At 59.1% G+C, this 20,137-nt stretch carries 20 protein-coding genes; 13 read left to right on the top strand and 7 right to left on the bottom strand.

Annotated features, from left to right (window positions below; genetic code table 11):
- Positions 1-2: 2 nt before the first annotated feature.
- From C4J86_RS20355 to C4J86_RS20345, 3 genes are all read left to right on the top strand, one after another.
- The gene (locus C4J86_RS20355) at positions 3-1,163 is read left to right on the top strand and encodes an ABC transporter ATP-binding protein (protein WP_124371660.1); all 1,161 of its coding nucleotides are present in this window, start codon (positions 3-5) and stop codon (positions 1,161-1,163) included.
- 85 nt (positions 1,164-1,248) lie between these two features.
- On the top strand, positions 1,249-2,595 hold the full coding sequence (locus C4J86_RS20350; protein WP_124371659.1) for a carbohydrate porin: 1,347 nt from the start codon (positions 1,249-1,251) through the stop codon (positions 2,593-2,595).
- A gap of 100 nt (positions 2,596-2,695) precedes the next feature.
- Positions 2,696-3,541, top strand: a complete 846-nt coding sequence (locus C4J86_RS20345) for a D-hexose-6-phosphate mutarotase (RefSeq protein ID WP_124368116.1) — start codon at positions 2,696-2,698, stop codon at positions 3,539-3,541.
- A 129-nt stretch (positions 3,542-3,670) separates the two neighbouring features.
- Here C4J86_RS20345 and C4J86_RS20340 read toward each other — a convergent pair whose 3' ends face one another.
- The gene (locus tag C4J86_RS20340) at positions 3,671-4,531 is read right to left on the bottom strand and encodes a MurR/RpiR family transcriptional regulator (protein ID WP_170039859.1); all 861 of its coding nucleotides are present in this window, start codon (positions 4,529-4,531) and stop codon (positions 3,671-3,673) included.
- A 220-nt stretch (positions 4,532-4,751) separates the two neighbouring features.
- On the opposite strand from C4J86_RS20340, the gene zwf reads away from it, so the two are divergent.
- Genes zwf through C4J86_RS20325 form a run of 3 tightly spaced genes read left to right on the top strand, consistent with a single transcriptional unit; the run spans position 4,752 to position 7,601 of the window.
- Positions 4,752-6,218, top strand: coding sequence for a glucose-6-phosphate dehydrogenase (gene zwf / locus C4J86_RS20335; RefSeq protein WP_124371658.1), 1,467 nt, complete (start codon positions 4,752-4,754; stop codon positions 6,216-6,218).
- Complete coding sequence (gene pgl / locus C4J86_RS20330) at positions 6,205-6,918, top strand: 6-phosphogluconolactonase (protein ID WP_124368115.1); 714 nt, start codon at positions 6,205-6,207, stop codon at positions 6,916-6,918. The genes zwf and pgl overlap by 14 nt, the downstream gene beginning before the upstream one ends.
- Before the next feature lie 17 nt (positions 6,919-6,935).
- A complete protein-coding gene (locus C4J86_RS20325) occupies positions 6,936-7,601 on the top strand; it encodes a bifunctional 4-hydroxy-2-oxoglutarate aldolase/2-dehydro-3-deoxy-phosphogluconate aldolase (protein ID WP_069076884.1) in 666 nt (221 codons plus the stop codon).
- Between the two features lie 202 nt (positions 7,602-7,803).
- Here C4J86_RS20325 and C4J86_RS20320 read toward each other — a convergent pair whose 3' ends face one another.
- Together C4J86_RS20320 and C4J86_RS20315 are read right to left on the bottom strand one after the other, a co-directional pair.
- Complete coding sequence (locus C4J86_RS20320; protein WP_124371657.1) at positions 7,804-8,979, bottom strand: aminotransferase class V-fold PLP-dependent enzyme; 1,176 nt, start codon at positions 8,977-8,979, stop codon at positions 7,804-7,806.
- A 14-nt stretch (positions 8,980-8,993) separates the two neighbouring features.
- Entirely contained in the window at positions 8,994-9,230 is a 237-nt protein-coding gene (locus C4J86_RS20315; protein ID WP_104505342.1) for a DUF3820 family protein, read from the bottom strand.
- 204 nt (positions 9,231-9,434) lie between these two features.
- Here C4J86_RS20315 and C4J86_RS20310 point away from each other — a divergent pair, with 204 nt between their 5' ends.
- The gene (locus C4J86_RS20310; protein WP_124371656.1) at positions 9,435-9,902 is read left to right on the top strand and encodes a PA2169 family four-helix-bundle protein; all 468 of its coding nucleotides are present in this window, start codon (positions 9,435-9,437) and stop codon (positions 9,900-9,902) included.
- A 134-nt stretch (positions 9,903-10,036) separates the two neighbouring features.
- On the opposite strand, the gene C4J86_RS20305 is transcribed toward C4J86_RS20310, so the two are convergent.
- Together C4J86_RS20305 and C4J86_RS20300 are read right to left on the bottom strand one after the other, a co-directional pair.
- Positions 10,037-10,507, bottom strand: coding sequence for a MaoC family dehydratase (locus tag C4J86_RS20305; protein WP_034115694.1), 471 nt, complete (start codon positions 10,505-10,507; stop codon positions 10,037-10,039).
- A 57-nt stretch (positions 10,508-10,564) separates the two neighbouring features.
- On the bottom strand, positions 10,565-11,509 hold the full coding sequence (locus C4J86_RS20300) for an alpha/beta hydrolase (protein WP_124371655.1): 945 nt from the start codon (positions 11,507-11,509) through the stop codon (positions 10,565-10,567).
- A gap of 212 nt (positions 11,510-11,721) precedes the next feature.
- Between C4J86_RS20300 and fadD2 the strand changes: the two genes are divergently transcribed.
- Both fadD2 and fadD1 read left to right on the top strand, forming a co-directional pair.
- On the top strand, positions 11,722-13,410 hold the full coding sequence (gene fadD2 / locus C4J86_RS20295; protein WP_124371654.1) for a long-chain-fatty-acid--CoA ligase FadD2: 1,689 nt from the start codon (positions 11,722-11,724) through the stop codon (positions 13,408-13,410).
- Between the two features lie 379 nt (positions 13,411-13,789).
- Positions 13,790-15,481, top strand: coding sequence for a long-chain-fatty-acid--CoA ligase FadD1 (gene fadD1 / locus C4J86_RS20290; RefSeq protein ID WP_124371653.1), 1,692 nt, complete (start codon positions 13,790-13,792; stop codon positions 15,479-15,481).
- Positions 15,482-15,596: 115 nt separating this feature from the next.
- Here fadD1 and C4J86_RS20285 read toward each other — a convergent pair whose 3' ends face one another.
- On the bottom strand, positions 15,597-15,974 hold the full coding sequence (locus C4J86_RS20285) for a hypothetical protein (RefSeq protein ID WP_124371652.1): 378 nt from the start codon (positions 15,972-15,974) through the stop codon (positions 15,597-15,599).
- 201 nt (positions 15,975-16,175) lie between these two features.
- Between C4J86_RS20285 and C4J86_RS20280 the strand changes: the two genes are divergently transcribed.
- The 3 genes from C4J86_RS20280 (at position 16,176) to def (ending at position 18,034) form a co-directional block, all read left to right on the top strand.
- The gene (locus C4J86_RS20280; RefSeq protein ID WP_124371651.1) at positions 16,176-16,361 is read left to right on the top strand and encodes a CsbD family protein; all 186 of its coding nucleotides are present in this window, start codon (positions 16,176-16,178) and stop codon (positions 16,359-16,361) included.
- Positions 16,362-16,541: 180 nt separating this feature from the next.
- The gene (locus tag C4J86_RS20275; RefSeq protein WP_124371650.1) at positions 16,542-17,498 is read left to right on the top strand and encodes a YihY/virulence factor BrkB family protein; all 957 of its coding nucleotides are present in this window, start codon (positions 16,542-16,544) and stop codon (positions 17,496-17,498) included.
- A complete protein-coding gene (gene def, locus C4J86_RS20270) occupies positions 17,495-18,034 on the top strand; it encodes a peptide deformylase (RefSeq protein WP_124371649.1) in 540 nt (179 codons plus the stop codon). The genes C4J86_RS20275 and def overlap by 4 nt, the downstream gene beginning before the upstream one ends.
- Positions 18,035-18,163: 129 nt before the next feature.
- Here the strand turns inward: def and C4J86_RS20265 are convergent, their stop codons facing one another.
- Positions 18,164-18,568: a GNAT family N-acetyltransferase gene (locus C4J86_RS20265; RefSeq protein WP_124371648.1), complete on the bottom strand. Its 405-nt coding sequence runs from the start codon at positions 18,566-18,568 to the stop codon at positions 18,164-18,166.
- Positions 18,569-18,773: 205 nt separating this feature from the next.
- Between C4J86_RS20265 and C4J86_RS20260 the strand changes: the two genes are divergently transcribed.
- Positions 18,774-19,700, top strand: coding sequence for an aliphatic sulfonate ABC transporter substrate-binding protein (locus tag C4J86_RS20260; protein WP_124371647.1), 927 nt, complete (start codon positions 18,774-18,776; stop codon positions 19,698-19,700).
- Positions 19,701-20,137: the final 437 nt, after the last annotated feature.

Below are 20,137 nucleotides of genomic sequence, written 5' to 3'. Positions count from 1 at the left end.
TCATGGCTACGCTTGAACTTCGCAATGTAAACAAGACCTATGGCGCCGGCCTGCCCGACACCTTGAAGAACATCGAACTGTCGATCAAGGAAGGTGAGTTCCTGATCCTGGTCGGCCCTTCGGGGTGCGGTAAGTCCACGTTGATGAACTGCATCGCCGGCCTTGAGACCATCTCCGGCGGCGCGATCATGATCGGTGATCAGGACGTGAGCGGCATGAGCCCCAAGGACCGTGACATCGCCATGGTGTTCCAGTCCTACGCGCTGTACCCGACCATGAGCGTGCGCGAGAACATCGAATTCGGCCTGAAGATCCGCAAGATGCCCCAGGCCGACATCGACGCCGAAGTCGCGCGCGTGGCCAAGCTGCTGCAGATCGAACACCTGCTCAACCGCAAGCCGGGCCAACTGTCCGGTGGCCAGCAACAGCGCGTGGCGATGGGCCGGGCCTTGGCGCGTCGGCCGAAGATCTACCTGTTCGACGAACCGTTGTCGAACCTTGACGCCAAGCTGCGCGTCGAGATGCGCACCGAAATGAAGCTGATGCACCAGCGGCTGAAGACCACCACCGTCTACGTGACCCACGACCAGATCGAAGCAATGACCCTGGGCGACAAAGTGGCGGTGATGAAGGACGGCATCATCCAACAATTTGGTACGCCGAAAGAAATTTACAACGACCCGGCCAACTTGTTTGTGGCAAGCTTTATCGGTTCACCTCCCATGAACTTCGTACCTTTGCGTCTGCAACGCAAGGACGGTCGCCTGGTGGCGCTGCTCGACAGCGGCCAGGCCCGTTGCGAGCTGCCGCTGAGTATGAATGACGCTGGGTTGGAAGACCGCGATGTGATCCTGGGCCTGCGCCCGGAGCAGATCGTGCTGGCGGCGGGCGAGGGCAATGGTTCTTCGAGCATTCGTGCCGAAGTCCAGGTAACCGAGCCTACCGGCCCGGACACTCTGGTGTTCGTGCAGCTCAATGACACCAAGGTCTGCTGCCGTCTGGCGCCGGACGTGGCACCGCAGGTCGGCGAGACCCTGACCCTGCAGTTCGACCCGGCCAAGGTATTGCTGTTCGATGCCGCGACCGGTGAGCGATTGGGCACCGTTGCTGCATTGCCGGCACAGGGGCATGCCGACAATGTGACTCAGTTCAAAGGTCGTTAATCGAGATAACTGGTTGTTTTAATTAAAAAATGTAACCCGCGTTAGATAAAAACAGTTTAATAACAATAAAGACGAGGATGTAGGGATGAAAAAGCAACACAACAACACTCGGCTGTTCTGCCAACTGTCAGCAGCAGCAGCCCTTGTATTGTCCGCCAATGCGATGGCGGCCGATGCGTTCAGCGCCGATTCCAAGTGGATGACCGGCGATTGGGGCGGCGAGCGTACCAAGCTGATCGAGCAAGGTATCGACATCAAGGCCGACTACGTAGGTGAGATGGGCTACAACGCCCACGGTGGCTACAACAACGACAAGACCGGTCGTTACGCTGACCAGTTCGGTCTGGGCGTGGCGCTGGACCTGCAAAAACTGTGGGGCTGGGATAACACCCAGGCCAAGATCCAGTTCACCAACCGTAATGGCCAGAACATCTCCAATGACCGTATTGGCGACCCGCGCGCCGGCACCTTGAGTTCGTCTCAGGAAGTGTATGGCCGTGGCCACATGGTGCGTCTGACCCAGTTCTGGGTTCAGCACCAGATGTTCGACAACAAGCTGGACGTGAAGCTCGGCTACTTCGGTGAAGGCGAAGACTTCAACACCTTCCCGTGCGACTTCCAGAACCTGTCGTTCTGCGGCTCCCAGGTCGGTAACTACGTAAACACCTGGTACAACTGGCCGGTCGCCCAGGCCGCTATCCGCGTGAAGTACAACATCACGCCTGAGCTGTATGCGCAGATTGGTGCCTACAACCAGAACCCGTCGCAACTGGAGCACGGCAACGGCTTCAAACTCAGCGGCAGCGGTACCAAAGGCACCGTGATTCCGGTGGAGTTGGTCTGGTCGCCGAAGGTCAACAACCTGCCTGGCGAATACCGTGTGGGTTACTACAAAAGCGCTGCCGATGCGTCTGACGTACGCGAAGACGTCAACGGCAACGATGCCGCCACTACTGGCGCCGCCTACCGTACCCACAGCAGCAAGAAAGGCTACTGGTTCGTTGCGCAACAGCAACTTACCACGCATAACGGCGACGCTACCCGTGGCCTGAACATCGCCGCCAACGCGACCTTCCATGACAAGGAAACCAACCTGGTCGACAACTACCAGTCGTTGATGCTGGTGTACAAAGGCCCCTTCGACGCGCGTCCAAAAGATGACGTCGGCATTGGCGTCGCTCGCCTGCATGTCAACGATGACGTGAAGAAGAACTCTCAACTGCTTAACGCCGCCAATGGTGTGAGCGACTATGACAATCCGTTCTACACGCCGATTCGTGAGACTGAGTACAACGTCGAACTCAACTACGGTTTCCACGTCACCAACTGGCTGACCGTGCGTCCGAACCTGCAATACGTTGTCCAGCCTGGTGGCGTGGACAAAGTCGACAACGCGTTGGTAGCGGGCCTGAAAATCCAGTCTACGTTCTAACGCTGTTGCGATAAGCTCCTTCTCTCTGTGCGCATTTTGCGGATAGCCATGGCTATCCGCTTTTTTTTGGGTTGCACTGTGATATTCGGGACCGTGGCACATGCATGAGCAACCGCTGCAACGTTTTTTCAAATCCTTGCGCGAGCGTCCGGTGTTCGCCTGGGAGCGCTTCCAGATGCGTGACGTGTTGGTGATCGACCATCCGCTGTGCCAGGCGGTGTTCAGTCGCCAGGGCGCGCAATTGCTGCACTTTCAGCCCACCGGCCAGAAACCCTGGCTGTGGTGCGCCGCCAAGTGGCCGCAAGTCGGTGCCATCCGGGGTGGCGTGCCGGTGTGTTGGCCTTGGTATGGCCGCCACCCCAGCGAAAACGCGTGGCCTTCCCACGGTTGGGCGCGCTTGATCGATTGGAAACTGCTCGACAGCAGCACCGAAGATGATGGCGTGCGTCTGCACTGGCAGCTGCAGCTGTGCGACTGGCAGGTGGACCTGCACGCGCATTTGGGTGAAACCCTGGAATTGCGCCTGAGCACCGAGCATCAGGATGAGCTGCCGTGCCAGTTGAGCCATGCTTTGCACGCCTACTGGCGTATCGGTCACGTTGACGAGGTAGCGCTGTCTGGGCTCGACGGGGCGCAAGGTTACGACCAGCTCAACCGCCAGGCTTGCCAGCAGGAAGGCGAACTGCGGGTGGATGGCGGCTGCCAGCGAGTGTTCCAGCATGAGGGTGAGTTGCACCTCAAGGACCATGCGTGGCAGCGGGAACTGTGTATCGACACCGGCGACAGCGCTGACACCGTGGTGTGGCATCCCGGCAGCCGGCCGTTGCTGGGTGTGAGCTTCAACGAGGCGTCGGGGTTTGTGTGCGTGGAGTCGGCGATGGCCGGGGCCAGCCTGGCGCCGGGGGAGAGGGCGCATCTGAGTTTGCAGGCTCGGGCTGGGATTTAGTGGTGCTGCTGTGATCGTTCCCACGCTGCGCGTGGGAAAGCAGCCCTTGACGCTCCGCGTCTGCTCTTGATGCCGTGACGCGGAGCGTCACAAGAGGCATTCCCACGCGGAGCGTGGGAACGATCAGGCTCAGTTGAACTCATCCCCCACCGGATACCGGCTGTCATTCAAGCTCTCTTTGATCTTGCGCAAATGCGGCTGGAAATCCACTCCGCGGCGTAATGTCATCCCGGTCGCCAGCACATCCAGCACCGTCAGCTGAATGATCCGCGAGGTCATCGGCATGTAGATATCGGTGTCTTCCGGCAGCGGAATGTTCAGGCTCACCGTGCTGGCCTTGGCCAACGGTGAGTTCTCGGCCGTTACGCCCAGCACCGACGCGCCGTTTTCCCGTGCGATACGCGCCACTTCCACCAGCTCACGGGTACGCCCGGTGTAGGAAATGATCACGAACAACTCACCGGTATGCGCCACTGAGGCGATCATGCGTTGCATCAGCACGTCGGCGTGGGCGGTCACCGCCAGGTTGAAACGGAAGAACTTGTGCAACGCGTCCATGGCCACCGGGGCCGAGGCGCCCAGGCCGAAGAAGTGAATCTGCCGCGCCTGGATCAACAGATCCACGGCCTTGCTGATCAGGGCCGGGTCGAGGGCCTGGCAGGCACTGTCCAGGGACGCGATGGCGCTGCCGAAGATCTTCTGGGTGTAGGCCTCCGGGTTATCATCGGCTTCCACGGCGCGGCTGACATACGCCGCGCCACTGGCCAGGCTTTGCGCCAACTGCAATTTAAGTTCAGGGTAACCACTGACGCCGAACGAACGGCAAAAGCGGTTGACCGTCGGTTCACTGACCGAAGCGGCTTGGGCGAGGGCAGCGATCGAGAAGCGGGTGGCCTGCTGCGGGTTGAGCAGGATGACCTCGGCGACTTTTTTCTCGGCCTTGTTCAATTCTTCGAGGCGGTTCCGGATCTGTTCCAGAAGATTTCGCACGCGGTCCATTCAGTCTTTCCTTCGGGCGACGATGCAAATAAAAAGGCGGTAACCAATCGATGAGTGGCTTTTCGCGGTGGCCTATCCTACTGAGGGTAGCCGAACACCACCACTCGCAATGCGTATTTGCGGAAAATGTTGTGGTTATTACTACATTTTTCCTTGAGTGATGCCTTGAAAAAAGGTATTTGTAGCTTAACTTGATAAAAGAACAAACATCATGCCTTTGATAACCGTAGAACCCTGCACCTTTGCCCTGTTTGGCGCCTTGGGTGATCTGGCGCTGCGCAAGTTATTTCCTGCCCTCTATCAACTCGATGGCGCCGGCTTGCTGCACGATGACACGCGCATCCTGGCCCTGGCCCGCGAAGCCGGTTCCGAGCAGCAGCACCTGGCCCATATCGAAACAGAACTGCGCAAATACGTCGGCAAGGAGCTGGACGAAGCCGTGGCCCAGCGTTTCCTGGCGCGCCTGGCGTATGTGCATGTCGACTTCATGAAGGCCGACGACTACGTCGCCCTTGCCGAAAAGGTCGGTAGCGAACAGCGCCTGATCGCTTACTTCGCCACCCCGGCCGCCGTGTATGGCGCGATCTGCGAAAACCTGTCCAAGGCCGGCCTGGCGGAAAATACCCGCGTCGTGCTGGAAAAGCCGATTGGTTCGGACCTGGAATCCTCGCGCAAGGTCAACGACGCCGTCGCGCAGTTTTTCCCGGAAAACCGCACCTACCGTATCGACCACTACCTGGGCAAAGAAACCGTCCAGAACCTGATCGCCTTGCGTTTCGCCAACAGCCTGTTCGAAACCCAATGGAACCAGAACTACATTTCCCACGTGGAAATCACCGTGGCCGAGCAGGTTGGCATCGAGGGCCGTTGGGGCTACTTCGACAAGGCTGGCCAACTGCGCGACATGATCCAGAACCACCTGTTGCAGCTGCTGTGCCTGATCGCCATGGACCCGCCGGCCGATCTGTCCGCCGACAGCATTCGCGACGAGAAGGTCAAGGTGCTCAAGGCCCTGGCGCCGATCAGCCCGGAAGGCCTGACCACCCAGGTGGTGCGCGGCCAGTACATTGCCGGCTACAGCGCCGGTAAAGCCGTGCCGGGATACCTGGAAGAAGAGAATTCCAACACCCAGAGCGACACCGAGACCTTCGTCGCCCTGCGGGCCGATATTCGTAACTGGCGTTGGGCCGGGGTGCCGTTCTACCTGCGTACCGGCAAGCGCATGCCGCAAAAGCTGTCGCAGATCGTCATCCACTTCAAGGAACCGTCCCACTATATCTTCGCCCCCGAGCAGCGCTTGCAGATCAGCAACAAGTTGATCATCCGCCTGCAGCCGGACGAAGGTATTTCCTTGCGCGTGATGACCAAGGAGCAGGGCCTGGACAAGGGCATGCAACTGCGCAGCGGGCCGCTGCAACTGAATTTTTCCGACACTTATCGCAGCGCACGGATTCCCGATGCCTACGAGCGGTTGTTGCTGGAAGTGATGCGCGGCAATCAGAACCTGTTTGTTCGCAAAGATGAAATTGAAGCCGCGTGGAAGTGGTGTGACCAGTTGATCGCCGGGTGGAAAAAATCCGGTGATGCGCCCAAGCCGTACGCGGCGGGGTCCTGGGGGCCGATGAGCTCGATTGCACTGATCACGCGGGATGGGAGGTCGTGGTATGGCGATATCTGAATTGAAACTGCCTCAGGGCGTCACTGCCCATGAGTACCGTACGCCCGTGCTGTTGGCGGACGGCCTGGCCAATGACGTGGCCGAACAATTGCGCGTGGCCATCAGCGCCCGTGGCGCGGCCACCCTGGTGGTGTCCGGTGGCCGCAGCCCGGTGGCGTTCTTCCAGAACCTGGCCAGGCAAGCCCTGGACTGGTCCAAGGTCACGGTCACCCTGGCCGACGAGCGTTGGGTGCCGGTGGAACATGCCGACAGCAATGCCGGCTTGTTAAAGCAGCACCTGCTGCAGGGCCCGGCGGCCAAGGCGAAATTCTTGAGCCTGTACAGCGCTGCCGCCAACCTTGAAGAGGCGGCCGAGCAGGCTGATCGCCTGCTGGCCGAACTGCCGGCGATCGATGTGCTGGTGCTGGGCATGGGCGATGACGGCCACACCGCATCGCTGTTTCCCAACAGCCCGAACCTCGCCCAGGCGTTGCAGGCCGACGGCACCCGCCGTTGCTGGCCAATGCTGGCGCCGACCGTGCCGCACCAGCGCCTGACCATGAGTCGTGCATTGCTGGCCACGGCCCACTACACCGTGCTGTCGATTTCCGGCAGTTCGAAGTTGACTACCTTGAGCGCCGCGCTGGCCGGTGACGATGTCGCCGCCATGCCGATTCGCGCGTTTTTGCAACCTACTTTAGAGATTTACTGGTGCCCATGAGCCAAGGATCAGCCGCTATGAAAAGCCCTCAACCGACCGTGTCCATGGCGGATAAAGTTGCCCTGATCGACAGCCTCTGCGCCAAGGCGCGGATCCTGCCGGTGATCACCATCGCCCGCGAGCAGGACATCCTGCCCCTGGCCGATGCCCTGGCTGCCGGTGGCCTGACCGCCCTGGAAGTGACCCTGCGTTCCGAGTTCGGCCTCAAGGCCATCCAGGTGTTGCGCGAACAGCGCCCTGAGCTGTGCACCGGTGCCGGCACTGTGCTGGACCGTCATATGCTCGAAGCGGCAGAAGTGGCCGGCTCGCAGTTCATTGTCACCCCCGGCATCACCCGCGACCTGCTGGAAGCCTCGGTGCACAGCCCGATCCCGCTGCTGCCTGGCATCAGCAATGCCTCCGGCATCATGGAAGGCTATGGCCTGGGCTACCGCCGCTTCAAGCTGTTCCCGGCCGAAGTCAGCGGCGGCGTGGCGGCGATCAAGGCCTTGGGTGGCCCGTTCGGCGAAGTGAAATTCTGCCCGACCGGCGGCGTCGGCCCGGCCAACATCAAAAGCTACATGGCGTTGAAAAACGTGATGTGCGTGGGCGGTAGCTGGATGCTTGATCCTGAATGGGTAAAGAACGGCGATTGGGCGCGTATCCAGGAAGTCACCGCCGAGGCGCTGGCGCTGCTGGATTGATCTGATTTATCGAATCGTTGTTGCTGTGCTTAACGGCATTTTTGCGGTGCACTTGGTCGGTGTACCGCTTTTTTTTGCCTGTAGAAAACCTGGAGAACGCCACAAAACCAATGTGGGAGGGGGCTTGCTCCCGATAGCAGTGGTTCAGTCAATACATGTAGTGACTGATTCACCGCTATCGGGAGCAAGCCCCCTCCCACATTTAATCTTCGCTCAGCTCGGTAATGGCGTTGACCAGCGTGCCGATGTCTTGTGCTGACGTCACCAATCCCGGTGTCACCCGAATACACGTGCCAAACGCCGAACCCGTGCGGGTGGTGGTGAACAGCCCGTAATCGTTGAGCAACCGATCCACCATCACTTGCTGATCGCGCCCAACGAACTTGAACGCGGTAATCCCGCAATACAGCCTCGGATCATCCGGCGTCAGCACTTCGATTCCCGGCACAGTCCGCACCTGGTTCACCCAACGATTGCGCAGGTAATTGACCCGTGCGCCCTTGGCCGCCGCGCCGCCCAATTGCCGGTGTTCTTCAAACACCAACGGCATGCTCATCAGTGCCGGAAAGTTAGGCGTGCTGTAGGACGTACGCGCGCGTACATCCGTGGCGGGGTAGTGGAATTCACCCATGTCCGGGTCGATATCCGCCAAGCGCTCGGGGGCGATGTAGAGAAAGCCCAGGGTCAGCGGGGCGCCGATCCATTTGTGCAAGTTGAAGCCGGCGAACTGAATGCCCAACTCGGCCAGGTTGAAATCGATCTGGCCCAGAGCGTGGGCGCCGTCGAGGATTACATCAATATCCTGCTCACGCGCAGCCTTGGCAATCGCCGCCACCGGCATCACCAGGCCGGTGCGGTGCGTGACATGGGTCAGCGCCATCAGCTTCAAGCGCGGGTACTGAATGAAGGTATCGCGATAGATCTGCACGAGGCTGTCGAAACTGGCCGGGTGAGCGTGGGAAATCTCGATCACTTCGACACCGCGCACGCCGGCCAGCCAGCGCATCGCGCCTTTGACCGTGTCGTACTCCAGGTCACTGATCAGCACTTGGTCGCCGGGTTGCAGGCGGTTGTAGTTGCGGATCAGCGACTGCAAGGCTTCAGTGGCGTTGCGGGTGAAGGCCACCGAGTCCGGGTCTGCATCGATCAAAGCGGCCAGTTGGCGACGAATCTCGAGATTTTCCCCTTGCTCGAAGCGCTGACGCACGTACACCGAGTTGCTGCGATTGATGAAGGCAACGTGTTCCAGGTACTGGGCCTGGACTGCACGGCTCATGCGCCCGAAGTAGCCGTTTTCCAGATTGATCGGGCCCGGCTCCAGCTCATAGCGCTGGGCGATGGCCTGCCAGTGACTTTCGTTGTTTGCATTCCTTGGCATGGCGAGGCTCTTAATTAATGGCGAGGGGCGGGTTTACCGTGTTTAACGCGCAGCGGTTCAAGCAATTCGGCCAAACCGTTGTGGTCGATTTCCTGCATCAGTGCCAGCAAGCCACCCAGTTCCCCGTGGGGAAAACCTTCACGGGCGAACCAGTTCAGGTAGGGGCCGGGCAAGTCGGCGATGATCCGCCCTTTGTATTTGCCGAAGGGCATTTCGCGGGTGATCAGCAATTCGAGTTTTTCGGGGTTCATGGGCTTCAGCGTTTGATTCGATAGCGGGGAAAATACAGGCATTCTGCATGAAGGCCAAATGACAGATCATGCAAATAACGTCGATACAGATGGTTCAATAATTCGTAAGTCATTGAAATACAACAAATAAGTAATTTTTCAAAACCTGGCACGAGCGCTGCAATCATTAAGACAACTTTCTCAACCCACATAAGGAATTGAAAAATGACTGACATCAATAAAGAATCCATCTCCGTACTGAACGACCTGATCGAAACCAGCATCGACGGCCAAAAGGGTTTCCAGGAGTGCGCTGAAGACATTAAGCACCCTGAACTCAAAGCCCTGTTCGTCAAGCGCTCCGCCGATTGCGCCACTGCTGCCACCGAGCTGAAAACTGCCGTGCGTGCCCTGGGTGGCGAGCCGAAAGAATCCGGCAGCGTGGCCGGTGCTATGCATCGCGGTTGGGTTGACGTGAAATCGATGGTGACCGGTAAGGACGAAGAGTCCGTGCTGAACGAAGCCGAGCGCGGTGAAGACCACGCACTGAAGGCTTACAAGGAAGCGATCGAGAAGATCAACAAGCACAACCTGCTGGGTATTCGTGATCTGGTTGAACGTCAGTACCACGGCGTGCAGCGCAACCACGACCAGGTTAAAGCTCTGCGTAACCAGGCTCGCGCTCAGTCGTAAGCCCTGGGTTGTAGATGCTGTAAAAAGTGTGGGAGGGGGCTTGCTCCCGATAGCGGTGGATCAGTCGATAGGTTTATTGACTGAATCACCGCCATCGGGGGCAAGCCCCCTCCCACATTTGTATTGCGTCATTTTCAGCCAATGCTGATCGGCGGCAGCTCGGTCAACGTCACTACCTGCTGTTTGCGCGGGGCAAGAATCTCCGCTTCGCCATCCACTACCAACTCATCGCGCTGGTTGAACACTCGCGTGGCAATGCGTACACGGAACTTGGGCAGCTTCTCCAGGATTTCCAGGCGCACGGTGAGGGTGTCGCCGATCTTGACCGGCTTTTGAAAGCTCATCTGCTGGCCGATATAAATCGTGCCCGGGCCGGGCAGTTCACAGGCTACCGCCGCGCTGATCAACGCACCACTGAACATGCCATGGGCGATGCGTTCTTTGAACATGGTCGCCTTGGCATACTCGGCATCCAGGTGCACCGGGTTGTGATCGCCAGACATGGCGGCGAACAACTGGATATCGCGCTCTTCGACGGTCTTGCTGAAGCTGGCGGTCTGGCCGACTTCAAGGGCCTCGTAGGGGGTGTTGGTTACCTGGGTCATCTAAAGGTGCATCCTGTGGCTAATCGATAATTTAATTGGCTGATTTTAAACGAAAAATTATTCGCAGCGGGTAGGCCTGCGCACTGTCAGGGCGTGCTCGAGCCACGTCAGCACATCCGCGGTGACGTCGTCGCGGTTGGTTTCATTGAACACTTCATGACGTGCCTGCGGGTAGAGCGTCAATTGCAGGTGCTGGCAGCCCGCATCGCGCAGGGCATGGGCCAGGCTTTTGAGACGCTTGCCTTCACTCACCGGATCACATTCGCCGCCGATTATCAGAATTGGCAGGCCCGGATCTATCTGCGCGAGATTGGACGCTTTGCTGATTTGCTGCAAGCCGCCGAGCAGGTCGACCCACAGCTGGTTGGTGCAGCGGAAACCGCAAAGCGGGTCATGGATGTATTGGTCGACTTCAACCGGGTCGCGGCTGAGCCAGTCGAAGGCGGTGCGATTGGGTTTGAACGCTTTGTTGAAGGAGCCGAACGACAGAAAGTCAATCAATGCACTGCGCCCGCGCATACCCTGGCGCGCGCGCTCGATACGGGCAATCGCCCGCGCCGCGCGATACAACGCCACCGGCTGGAAATTCGAACCGCTGAGTATCGCCCCATGCAGGCTGGCGCTGTGATGCAGCAGATAGGCCTGGGCGATATAGCTGCCCATGCTGTGGCCGAGCAAAATAATCGGCAGCCCCGGTTGCTGCTGGCCGATGTGCTGGTTAAGGCTGGCCAGGTCGCCCACCACTTTGTTCCAGCCATCCTCTTCGGCGTACAGCCCCAAGGTGCCTTCGTCGGCGGTACGGCCATGCCCACGTTGGTCCAGCGCATACACACCATAGCCGGCGCCGCACAACGCCTGCGCCAGGCGCCCATAGCGGCCGCTGTGCTCGGCCATGCCATGGGACAGCATCACCAGGGCCCTGGGAGGCTCGGCGGGCATCCATTGATTGACGTACAGGCGGCTGTGGTCGTTCGCGGTCAGCCAGAAAGTGCTGTGGTTCATGGCGGTTCCTTTGCGCAGGGTCGTTGCAGTGTATAGCTCATCGGGTGGGGGGCGGGGTATCTGCCTGCGCCTCAGCGACAAGATTCATACAATCAATGACACAGTTGAGTGTATTGCCTGTTTGGCCATTACTGCTAACGTCCTCAAAGCTCCGCTCTTTGTAGCTGCATAGAAAAGCGGCCGGACACACTCAGGTAAAGAGGACAAGAATAATGCAACCTGATTTTTGGAATGACAAACGCGCGGCGGGTGTGCCTAACACCATCGACCTGACTGCCTATCAATCAGTGATCGAAGTCTTCGAGCGTTCCTGCAAGACCTTTGCCGACCGTCCGGCGTTCAGCAACATGGGCATTACCCTGACCTACGCCGAGCTTGAGCGCCAGAGTGCGGCGTTCGCCGGTTACCTGCAGCAGCACACCGACCTCAAGCCCGGCGAGCGCATCGCAGTCCAGATGCCCAACGTGTTGCATTACCCGATTGCGGTTTTTGGCGCACTGCGCGCCGGGCTGATCGTGGTGAATACCAACCCGTTGTACACCCCGCGTGAAATGCGCCACCAGTTCAAGGACGCCGGCGTGCGTGCGCTGGTCTACCTCAACCTGTTCGGTTCGCGGGTACAGGAGGTGTGTACCGACACCGAGATCGACTACCTGATCGAAGCCAAAATGGGCGATTTCATGCCCGCCGCCAAAGGCTGGCTGGTCAACACCGTGGTCGACAAAGTCAAGAAGATGGTCCCGGCCTACCACCTGCCGCGTGCGGTGTCGTTCAAGCGCGCCTTGCGCATGGGCGCGGGCCTGGGCGTGACGCGACATCCGGTGAGCCTCGAGGACATCGCCGTGCTGCAATACACCGGTGGCACCACCGGCCAGGCCAAGGGCGCGATGCTCACCCACGGCAATCTGGTAGCGAATATGCAGCAGGCGCGGGCGTGCATGTCGCAACTGGGGGATGACGGCCATCCGCTGATCAAGGAAGGGCAGGAGGTGATGATTGCGCCGCTGCCGCTGTACCACATCTATGCATTCACCGCGAATTGCATGTGCATGATGGTGTCCGGCAACCACAACGTGCTGATCACCAACCCCCGCGACATCGGCGGGTTCATCAAGGAACTGAAAAAGTGGCACTTCACCGGGCTGCTGGGGCTCAACACGTTGTTTGTGGCGCTGATGGAGCATCCGGACTTCAAGAGCCTGGACTTCTCTCATCTCAAGTTGACCAATTCCGGCGGCACGGCGCTTATCAAGGCCACCGCCGAGCGTTGGCAGCAGATCACCGGGTGTGCAATCGGCGAGGGCTACGGCCTGACCGAAACTTCACCAGTAGCCAGCACCAACCCCTATGGCAATCAATCGCGACTGGGCACGGTAGGCATTCCGGTGCCGGCCACGGCCATGAAGGTGGTCGATGACGACGGCGCTGAGTTGCCGTTGGGCGAACGCGGCGAACTGTGCATCAAGGGCCCGCAGGTGATGAAGGGCTATTGGCAGCAACCGGCGGCCACGGCCGAGGCACTGGATGCCGAGGGATGGCTCAAGACCGGCGATATCGCCGTGATCGATACCGACGGCTTTATACGCATCGTTGACCGCAAGAAAGACCTGATCATCGTCTCGGGCTTCAACGTCTACCCCAATGAGATCGAAGACGTGGTGATGGCCCACCCGGCCGTGGCCAACTGCGCGGTGATCGGCGTGCCGGATGAGCGCACGGGGGAAGCGGTGAAGCTGTTTGTGGTCGCGCGTGCCGAAGGTGTGAGCCTTGAGGAGTTGAAGGCGTATTGCAAGACCAACTTCACCGGGTACAAAGTGCCCAAGCACATCGTGCTCAGGGATTCGCTGCCTATGACGCCGGTGGGGAAAATCCTGCGGCGGGAGCTGCGCGACATCGCCTGAAGTGAATAGCTAAAAATGTGGGAGGGGGCTTGCCCCCGATGAGGTTGGAACAGTCACCGCTGCATCGACTGATCCGCCGCCATCGGGAGCAAGCCCCCTCCCACATTGTTTTGTATTGCCCGCTAAGCCCTGTTCCAGAGCCTTTCAGTGGGTTATTTTGCCTGCGTTAAAAGTGTGACCAATTATTGTAGGACAGTCGTGTTAGTGACCGTAGGGCCCTCTTTTGGCTCTAGTCGGCCCTTGGCAAAGCTGCTACTCTCGGCGCGCTTTGTGACGTCTAGGCCTGCTTGAAGCGCCAGATTCACCTTAAAAAAACATACACCAATAATAATCGCATCAAATGCGATGATGAATTCGCGTCGCTGAGGAGTGGGCTTCCATGAACGAAGACTTTTGGAAGGATAAGTACCCCGCCGGGATTGCTGCACAAATCAATCCAGACGAGTATCCGAATATTCAGGCGGTACTGAAGCAGTCCTGCCAGCGCTTCGCCAACAAACCGGCTTTCAGCAACCTGGGCAAGACCATCACCTACGGTGAACTGTACGAATTGTCCGGCGCGTTCGCCGCCTACCTGCAACAGCACACCGACTTGAAGCCTGGCGACCGAATCGCCGTGCAACTGCCCAATGTCCTGCAATACCCGGTCGCCGTATTCGGCGCCATCCGTGCCGGGCTGATCGTGGTCAACACCAACCCGCTGTACACCGCGCGGGAAATGGAACACCAATTCAATGACTCCGGGGCCAAGGCCCTGGTTTGCCTGGCCAACATGGCGCACCTGGCTGAAAAAGTCGTGCCCAAGACCGCCGTCAAACACGTGATCGTGACCGAAGTCGCCGACCTGCTGTCGCCGTTCAAGCGCCTGTTGATCAACAGCGTGATCAAGTACGTGAAGAAAATGGTCCCGGCCTATCATTTGCCGCAAGCGATCAAGTTCAATGACGTGCTGGCCAAGGGGCAGGGCCAGGCGGTCAGCGATGCCAACCCGGCCAGCGGTGATGTGGCGGTGCTGCAATACACCGGCGGCACCACCGGCGTGGCCAAGGGCGCGATGCTCACCCATCGCAACCTGGTCGCCAACATGCTGCAATGCAAGGCGCTGATGGGCTCCAACCTCAATGAAGGCTGCGAGATCCTGATCACGCCGCTGCCGCTGTACCACATCTATGCGTTTACCTTTCATTGCATGGCGATGATGCTGATCGGCAACCACAATATCCTGATCAGCAACCCGCGCGACCTGCCGGCGATGGTCAAGGAGCTCTCGAAGTGGAAGTTCAGCGGCTTTGTCGGCCTCAATACCCTGTTCGTGGCGCTGTGCAACAACGAAGGTTTCCGCAAGCTGGATTTCTCCGCGCTGAAGGTCACCCTTTCAGGCGGCATGGCGCTGCAGCTGGCGGCCGCCGAACGCTGGAAAGCCGTAACCGGTTGTGGCATCTGCGAAGGCTACGGCATGACCGAGACCAGCCCGGTGGCCACGGTGAACCCGATCCAGCATATCCAGATCGGCACCATTGGCATCCCGGTGCCATCCACCGTGTGTAAAGTGATCGCCGACGACGGCACCGAGCTGCCGCTGGGCGAAACCGGCGAGCTGTGCGTGAAGGGCCCCCAGGTCATGAAGGGCTACTGGCAGCGCCAGGACGCAACCGACGAGATGCTCGACAGCGAAGGCTGGCTGAAGACCGGCGACATCGCGATCATCCAGCCCGACGGCTACATGCGTATTGTCGACCGCAAGAAAGACATGATCCTGGTCTCGGGTTTCAACGTGTATCCCAACGAACTGGAAGACGTGCTGGCAGGCCTGCCGGGCGTGTTGCAGTGCGCAGCCATCGGCGTGCCGGATGAAAAGTCCGGGGAGCACATCAAGCTGTTCATCGTGGTCAAGCCAGGGGCGACCCTGACCAAGGAACAGGTGATGGAACACATGCGCGCCAACGTCACCGGCTACAAGGTGCCCAAGGCCGTTGAATTTCGCGATGCGCTGCCGACCACCAATGTGGGCAAGATTCTGCGGCGTGAATTGCGCGATGAAGAACTCAAGAAGCTCGGTCTCAAAAAGTAACGCACTTCAAATGTGGGAGGGGGCTTGCTCCCGATAGCGGTGGGCCAGTCACAGATAATGTGACTGACACTTAGCTATCGGGAGCAAGCCCCCTCCCACATTTATGACTGCGTTATTACAGGGAGAACTGCGCAAAGCTGATCCCCGCACCGGCAGGGCGCACGTCCTTGAGGAACGAGTCCTTGTCGGCGCTCAGTTCCAGGGTGATTTCCGGCTTGCGCTTGCCGGCATTGCGCACCACCAACCCTTCGAGGTTCTCACGCAGGAACGCCGTTGGCACTTTCAGGTGCAGCAGTTGGTCAGTCTCGGCGTTGTGCATCAACAGATGGATCCACTCGTACTGGCCCACGCCAATCCGCGCCACTGGCAAGTCGAACCACCAGATATTGCGTTTGGGGTCCAGGTCGGTGAAATGGCAGTTGTTGACGCCGAGTACGGCACCGCCCAGTTCCTGGTTTCTGCGGGCGATGGCCTGTGCTTTATTGAGTTTCATAACCTTCCTACGGGATCTGTTATTCAGCGTTCGAGCCTGAATCTGCCGGGCATTCTCGTGGGTTGGCCGCAAAACATAAAGGCAAACCTGCCCCTTTCGATGAAATGCGCACTGAAAAATAATTGAAACTCTGTCGCTTGGCTTCGAGTCAACCGCTACGTAGTGACCTAAAACCATTTGATAGTTATCAGGAGTAATACCATGGGCAGCACTTCCGATAAGGTAAAAGGCGTAGCTAATGAAGCCGTCGGTAACGTCAAGCAAGGTGTCGGCAAGGCGACGGACAACGACAAAATGCGTGCTGAAGGCGTGATCCAGGAAAAGAAAGGCGAAGCTCAGCAGGCAGTGGGCAAGACCAAGGACGCAGTGAAAAAAGCGACCGAGTAAGACGGTCCCGCTGGCTCATCCCAGCAGCCCGACGGCCATCTACGGATGGCCGTTTTTGTATCCAAGGCTGCAACTAAAGTTTAGAAATTGTTTCAAAGTCGCCAAATGGGCTACTTTGATGTAGAAAACGGCCCCTGAGTCGCCCGCGACCTCACCCTCTTTGCGGCGAAAGGAGACGCTATGATTTTTCCGGTACTCGATGGTCTCAAGCTGCACAAGGTGCTGGTGCGCACCGTTAGGGAATTCGTCGACGACGAGATGCCCACCTACGCCTCGGCTCTGGCCTACCAGATGCTGTTCTCGTTGTTTCCTTTCCTGTTGTTCCTGATTGCCCTGATCGGTTTCCTGCATCTGCCAGATTTCTTCACTTGGCTGCGCCTGCAGTCGGAGCTGGTATTGCCGCCCCAGGCACTGGAGCAGGTCAACCCGGTGATCGACCAGTTGCAGCAATCCAAGGGCGGGCTGCTTTCGGTGGGTATCGTGATCGCCCTGTGGACCGCCTCCGCTGGCGTGCGCCTGATGATGAGCGCGATGAACGCGGCCTATGACGTGGTGGAGGGGCGGCCGATCTGGAAGCGTTTCCCGCTGTCGATTTTCTACACCATCGGCATCGCCGGCATGCTGCTCGCCGCCGCCGCGCTGATGGTGCTCGGCCCGCAGGTGATGGAATGGCTGGCGGGGCAGATCGGTATGCAGGAGTTCGTCGTCACGCTGTGGACCCTCGTGCGCTGGCCGCTGATCGTGATCCTGCTGATGTTTGCCGTGGCGCTCATGTACTACGTGATGCCGGATGTCGAACAGGAGTTTCGCTTTATCACCCCCGGTTCCGTATTGGCGGTGGTGGTCTGGATCGTCGCTTCCCTCGGCTTTGGCTACTACGTCAAAACCTTCGCCGACTACAACGCCATGTACGGCAGTATCGGCGCGATCATTGTGTTGCTCTTGTACTTCTATATTTCCGCCGCTGTGCTGTTGCTCGGCGCGGAAATGAACGCCGTGATCGAACACATGTCCGCCGAAGGCAAGGACCCCGGCGAAAAAGAAATCGACGAACCGGGCCATGCCGGTGAAAAACAACATGTCTCAGGCCTGGGCCGGGACCATTCCAAGCCTCTTACCGTTGAGCCTGATCAATGATCCGTGAAATCCTGAAAATGGGCGATGAACGTCTGCTGCGCATCGCCCCGCCAGTGCCGCCGGAAATGTTCGACAGCCCCGAGCTGTGGCAACTGATCGACGACATGTTCCAGACCATGGAGCACGTCGGCGGCGTCGGCCTGGCTGCGCCGCAGATCGGTGTGGACCTGCAATTGGTGATCTTTGGTTTCGAGGCCAGCGAACGCTACCCGGAGGCCCCACCGGTACCGCAGACCATCCTGATCAACCCGTTGATCACACCGCTCAGCCCGGTGCTGGAAGAGGGGTATGAGGGCTGCCTGTCCGTGCCCGGCCTGCGCGGCGCCGTGGACCGCTATCAGCAGATCCGCTACGAAGGCTTCGACCCCAAGGGCGAGCCGATCGTACGCTTCGCCGACGGCTTCCATGCACGGGTGGTGCAGCATGAGTGCGATCACCTGATCGGGCGGTTGTACCCGTCGCGGATTACTGACTTCAGCAAGTTCGGGTTTATCGAAGTGCTGTTCCCGGAAATGGACCCAACCGCCGACGAATGACCGGCAAACTGCAACAGGTCTAAATGTGGGAGGGGGCTTGCTCCCGATAGCAGTAGATCAGTCAATATTTTTCATTGGCTGACACACCGCTATCGGGAGCAAGCCCCCTCCCACATGGGTTGTGTGTCATCAAGTTATTTGAAGGCCCATCGCGATCATCGGCTTGTTGCGCTTGTAGCGAACCAGTCGTTCACTGAGCGATTGCGGCAGCACGGTGTCCTGTGAAAAACCCATACGCTGATACATCCCTTCAAGGTCCGGGTGGCAAAACAGCCATACGTTATCGTCCACTTCAGCCACTGCCAGGTGGATCAACCGCGCCGCCAGCCCCTGGCCGCGATAAGCCGGGTCAACGAACACGCCGGTCAGCCATTGCCCACCGACCACGGGGGTCAGGCATAACCCGGCAACGATCTGCGTGTCCCTCGCCACCCACAACTGCCCGTCCTTTAGCGCCTTCATCGACGAGTTGTGGCTACGGTAAAACTTGTTCAGCAGCGGCCATAGCGGCGCTGCCAAGCGTTCGATGTGCATGTTCAAACCAATGAAAGGACAAGCGGGCATTGTAGCCGTTGCCGGCAGGGCGCAAACATCGGCCTGCGAGTCCGCATATAAAGTTATAAATAGATGACTTTTTAATATTATTAATGAATAAGAGAGCTTGCTAGGATCGCTGCTTCGAAGCACCCGACATACCGGGCCCAACCGCACCCGCCGTCAAGGTCAAGGAAGCGCTCTTATGCTGAAAATAATTGCTGCCGCCGTTTTTTCGCTGGTCGCCGCCAAGGCACTGGCCGCCGATCCAGCCACGTTGCGCATTGGCTATCAGAAAAGCTCGGTGAGCATGGTCCTCGCCCGTGAACACAAGCTGTTCGAAGCCGCGCTGCCCGGCACCCAGGTGCAGTGGACCGAGTTTCTCGGTGGCCCGCCGCTGATCGAGGCGCTGAACGCCGGCAGCCTGGACATCGGCAATATCGGCGACATCCCACCCATTTTCGCCCAGGCCGCCGGTATCGAGTTGCAGTACATCGCCGTCGAGCCCAATGAGGGCAAAACCGAAGCCGTTCTCGTGCCTGCAACCAGCCCCATTCAGAGTGTGGCCGAACTCAAGGGCAAGCGCGTGGCGCTGCTCAAGGGTTCCAGTGCGCACAACCTGTTCCTCAAGAGCCTGCTGCGCGCCGGTTTGCAGTGGAAAGATGTGAACGTGGTGTACCTGTCGCCTTCCGACGGACGCGCCGCGTTCGAGCAAGGCAAGGTGGACGCCTGGGTGGTGTGGGACCCTTACTACTCGGCCGCCGTGGTTGACGGTGCCGCCCGCGTGTTGGGCACCGGCGAGGGCCTCAATCCGGCCGGCAGCTTCTTCGTGACCAGCAGCGCGTTTGCCCGGCAAAATCCCCAGGCCATTGCCACCATCCTGCAAACCCTCGGCAAGGCGCAGCGTCTGTCCCTGGACCAACCCGAAGACAGCATCGCGCTGATGGCCAAGACCCTGGGCCTGCAACCGGCGGTGGTCAAACGCTACTTCGAACACCGCTCGCCCGAGCCGATCCGGCCGCTGCAGGCGGTCGACATCGCCAATCAGCAACGCACCGCCGATTTGTTTTTCGCCAATGGCTTGATCCCGAAAAAGGTCGATGTGCAGCAGGTTGTGTTCAAAGGTCCATAAGCCCTGGGGCGAGGGAGCGGCTCCCTCGCTACCGAGTACCTCCGACGTATTCAGCTCATGGGTTTCAGCTGCCAGGGCCGCAATGACAGTGGGCCGCTCACCCACCCGTTGCTGAAACGCCGCCAACACCGACCAGTCATTCAGCTCAACCCAGGACCCGAGCGCAACCCCACGCTACTGGGGCAGGACACTTGGCTGGCGCGCTGCTGGCAATGCTGGCTGATAACTGAAAACGCCGCTGACCTGATGTGAAAGAGATTCGAAATGTGGGAGGGGGCTTGCTCCCGATGGCGGTGGATCAGTCAATGAATCGGTGGCTGATACGCTGCTATCGGGGGCAAGCCCCAATGCCAGTCAGTTAAGAAGTAGAAAGGGTAAAAAGTAACCTGTGGCGAGGGAGCTTGCTCCCGCTGGACTGCGCAGCAGTCCCATTTCTG

The sequence above is a fragment of the Pseudomonas sp. R2-7-07 genome, assembly GCF_003852355.1.
Lineage (GTDB): Bacteria > Pseudomonadota > Gammaproteobacteria > Pseudomonadales > Pseudomonadaceae > Aquipseudomonas.
The sequence above is the reverse complement of the archived record's forward strand: the minus strand, read 5'-3'. Positions and strand labels throughout refer to the sequence as shown.

What these genes read in the sequence shown, in the direction of transcription:
- C4J86_RS20355 (WP_124371660.1), top strand. Translation starts at nt 3, where the DNA reads ATGGCTACGCTTGAACTTCGCAATGTAAACAAGACCTATGGCGCCGGC.
- C4J86_RS20350 (WP_124371659.1), top strand. Translation starts at nt 1,249, where the DNA reads ATGAAAAAGCAACACAACAACACTCGGCTGTTCTGCCAACTGTCAGCA.
- C4J86_RS20345 (WP_124368116.1), top strand. Translation starts at nt 2,696, where the DNA reads ATGCATGAGCAACCGCTGCAACGTTTTTTCAAATCCTTGCGCGAGCGT.
- zwf (WP_124371658.1), top strand. Translation starts at nt 4,752, where the DNA reads ATGCCTTTGATAACCGTAGAACCCTGCACCTTTGCCCTGTTTGGCGCC.
- pgl (WP_124368115.1), top strand. Translation starts at nt 6,205, where the DNA reads ATGGCGATATCTGAATTGAAACTGCCTCAGGGCGTCACTGCCCATGAG.
- C4J86_RS20325 (WP_069076884.1), top strand. Translation starts at nt 6,936, where the DNA reads ATGAAAAGCCCTCAACCGACCGTGTCCATGGCGGATAAAGTTGCCCTG.
- C4J86_RS20320 (WP_124371657.1), bottom strand. Translation starts at nt 8,979, where the DNA reads ATGCCAAGGAATGCAAACAACGAAAGTCACTGGCAGGCCATCGCCCAG.
- C4J86_RS20315 (WP_104505342.1), bottom strand. Translation starts at nt 9,230, where the DNA reads ATGAACCCCGAAAAACTCGAATTGCTGATCACCCGCGAAATGCCCTTC.
- C4J86_RS20310 (WP_124371656.1), top strand. Translation starts at nt 9,435, where the DNA reads ATGACTGACATCAATAAAGAATCCATCTCCGTACTGAACGACCTGATC.
- C4J86_RS20305 (WP_034115694.1), bottom strand. Translation starts at nt 10,507, where the DNA reads ATGACCCAGGTAACCAACACCCCCTACGAGGCCCTTGAAGTCGGCCAG.
- C4J86_RS20300 (WP_124371655.1), bottom strand. Translation starts at nt 11,509, where the DNA reads ATGAACCACAGCACTTTCTGGCTGACCGCGAACGACCACAGCCGCCTG.
- fadD2 (WP_124371654.1), top strand. Translation starts at nt 11,722, where the DNA reads ATGCAACCTGATTTTTGGAATGACAAACGCGCGGCGGGTGTGCCTAAC.
- fadD1 (WP_124371653.1), top strand. Translation starts at nt 13,790, where the DNA reads ATGAACGAAGACTTTTGGAAGGATAAGTACCCCGCCGGGATTGCTGCA.
- C4J86_RS20285 (WP_124371652.1), bottom strand. Translation starts at nt 15,974, where the DNA reads ATGAAACTCAATAAAGCACAGGCCATCGCCCGCAGAAACCAGGAACTG.
- C4J86_RS20280 (WP_124371651.1), top strand. Translation starts at nt 16,176, where the DNA reads ATGGGCAGCACTTCCGATAAGGTAAAAGGCGTAGCTAATGAAGCCGTC.
- C4J86_RS20275 (WP_124371650.1), top strand. Translation starts at nt 16,542, where the DNA reads ATGATTTTTCCGGTACTCGATGGTCTCAAGCTGCACAAGGTGCTGGTG.
- def (WP_124371649.1), top strand. Translation starts at nt 17,495, where the DNA reads ATGATCCGTGAAATCCTGAAAATGGGCGATGAACGTCTGCTGCGCATC.
- C4J86_RS20265 (WP_124371648.1), bottom strand. Translation starts at nt 18,568, where the DNA reads ATGCACATCGAACGCTTGGCAGCGCCGCTATGGCCGCTGCTGAACAAG.
- C4J86_RS20260 (WP_124371647.1), top strand. Translation starts at nt 18,774, where the DNA reads ATGCTGAAAATAATTGCTGCCGCCGTTTTTTCGCTGGTCGCCGCCAAG.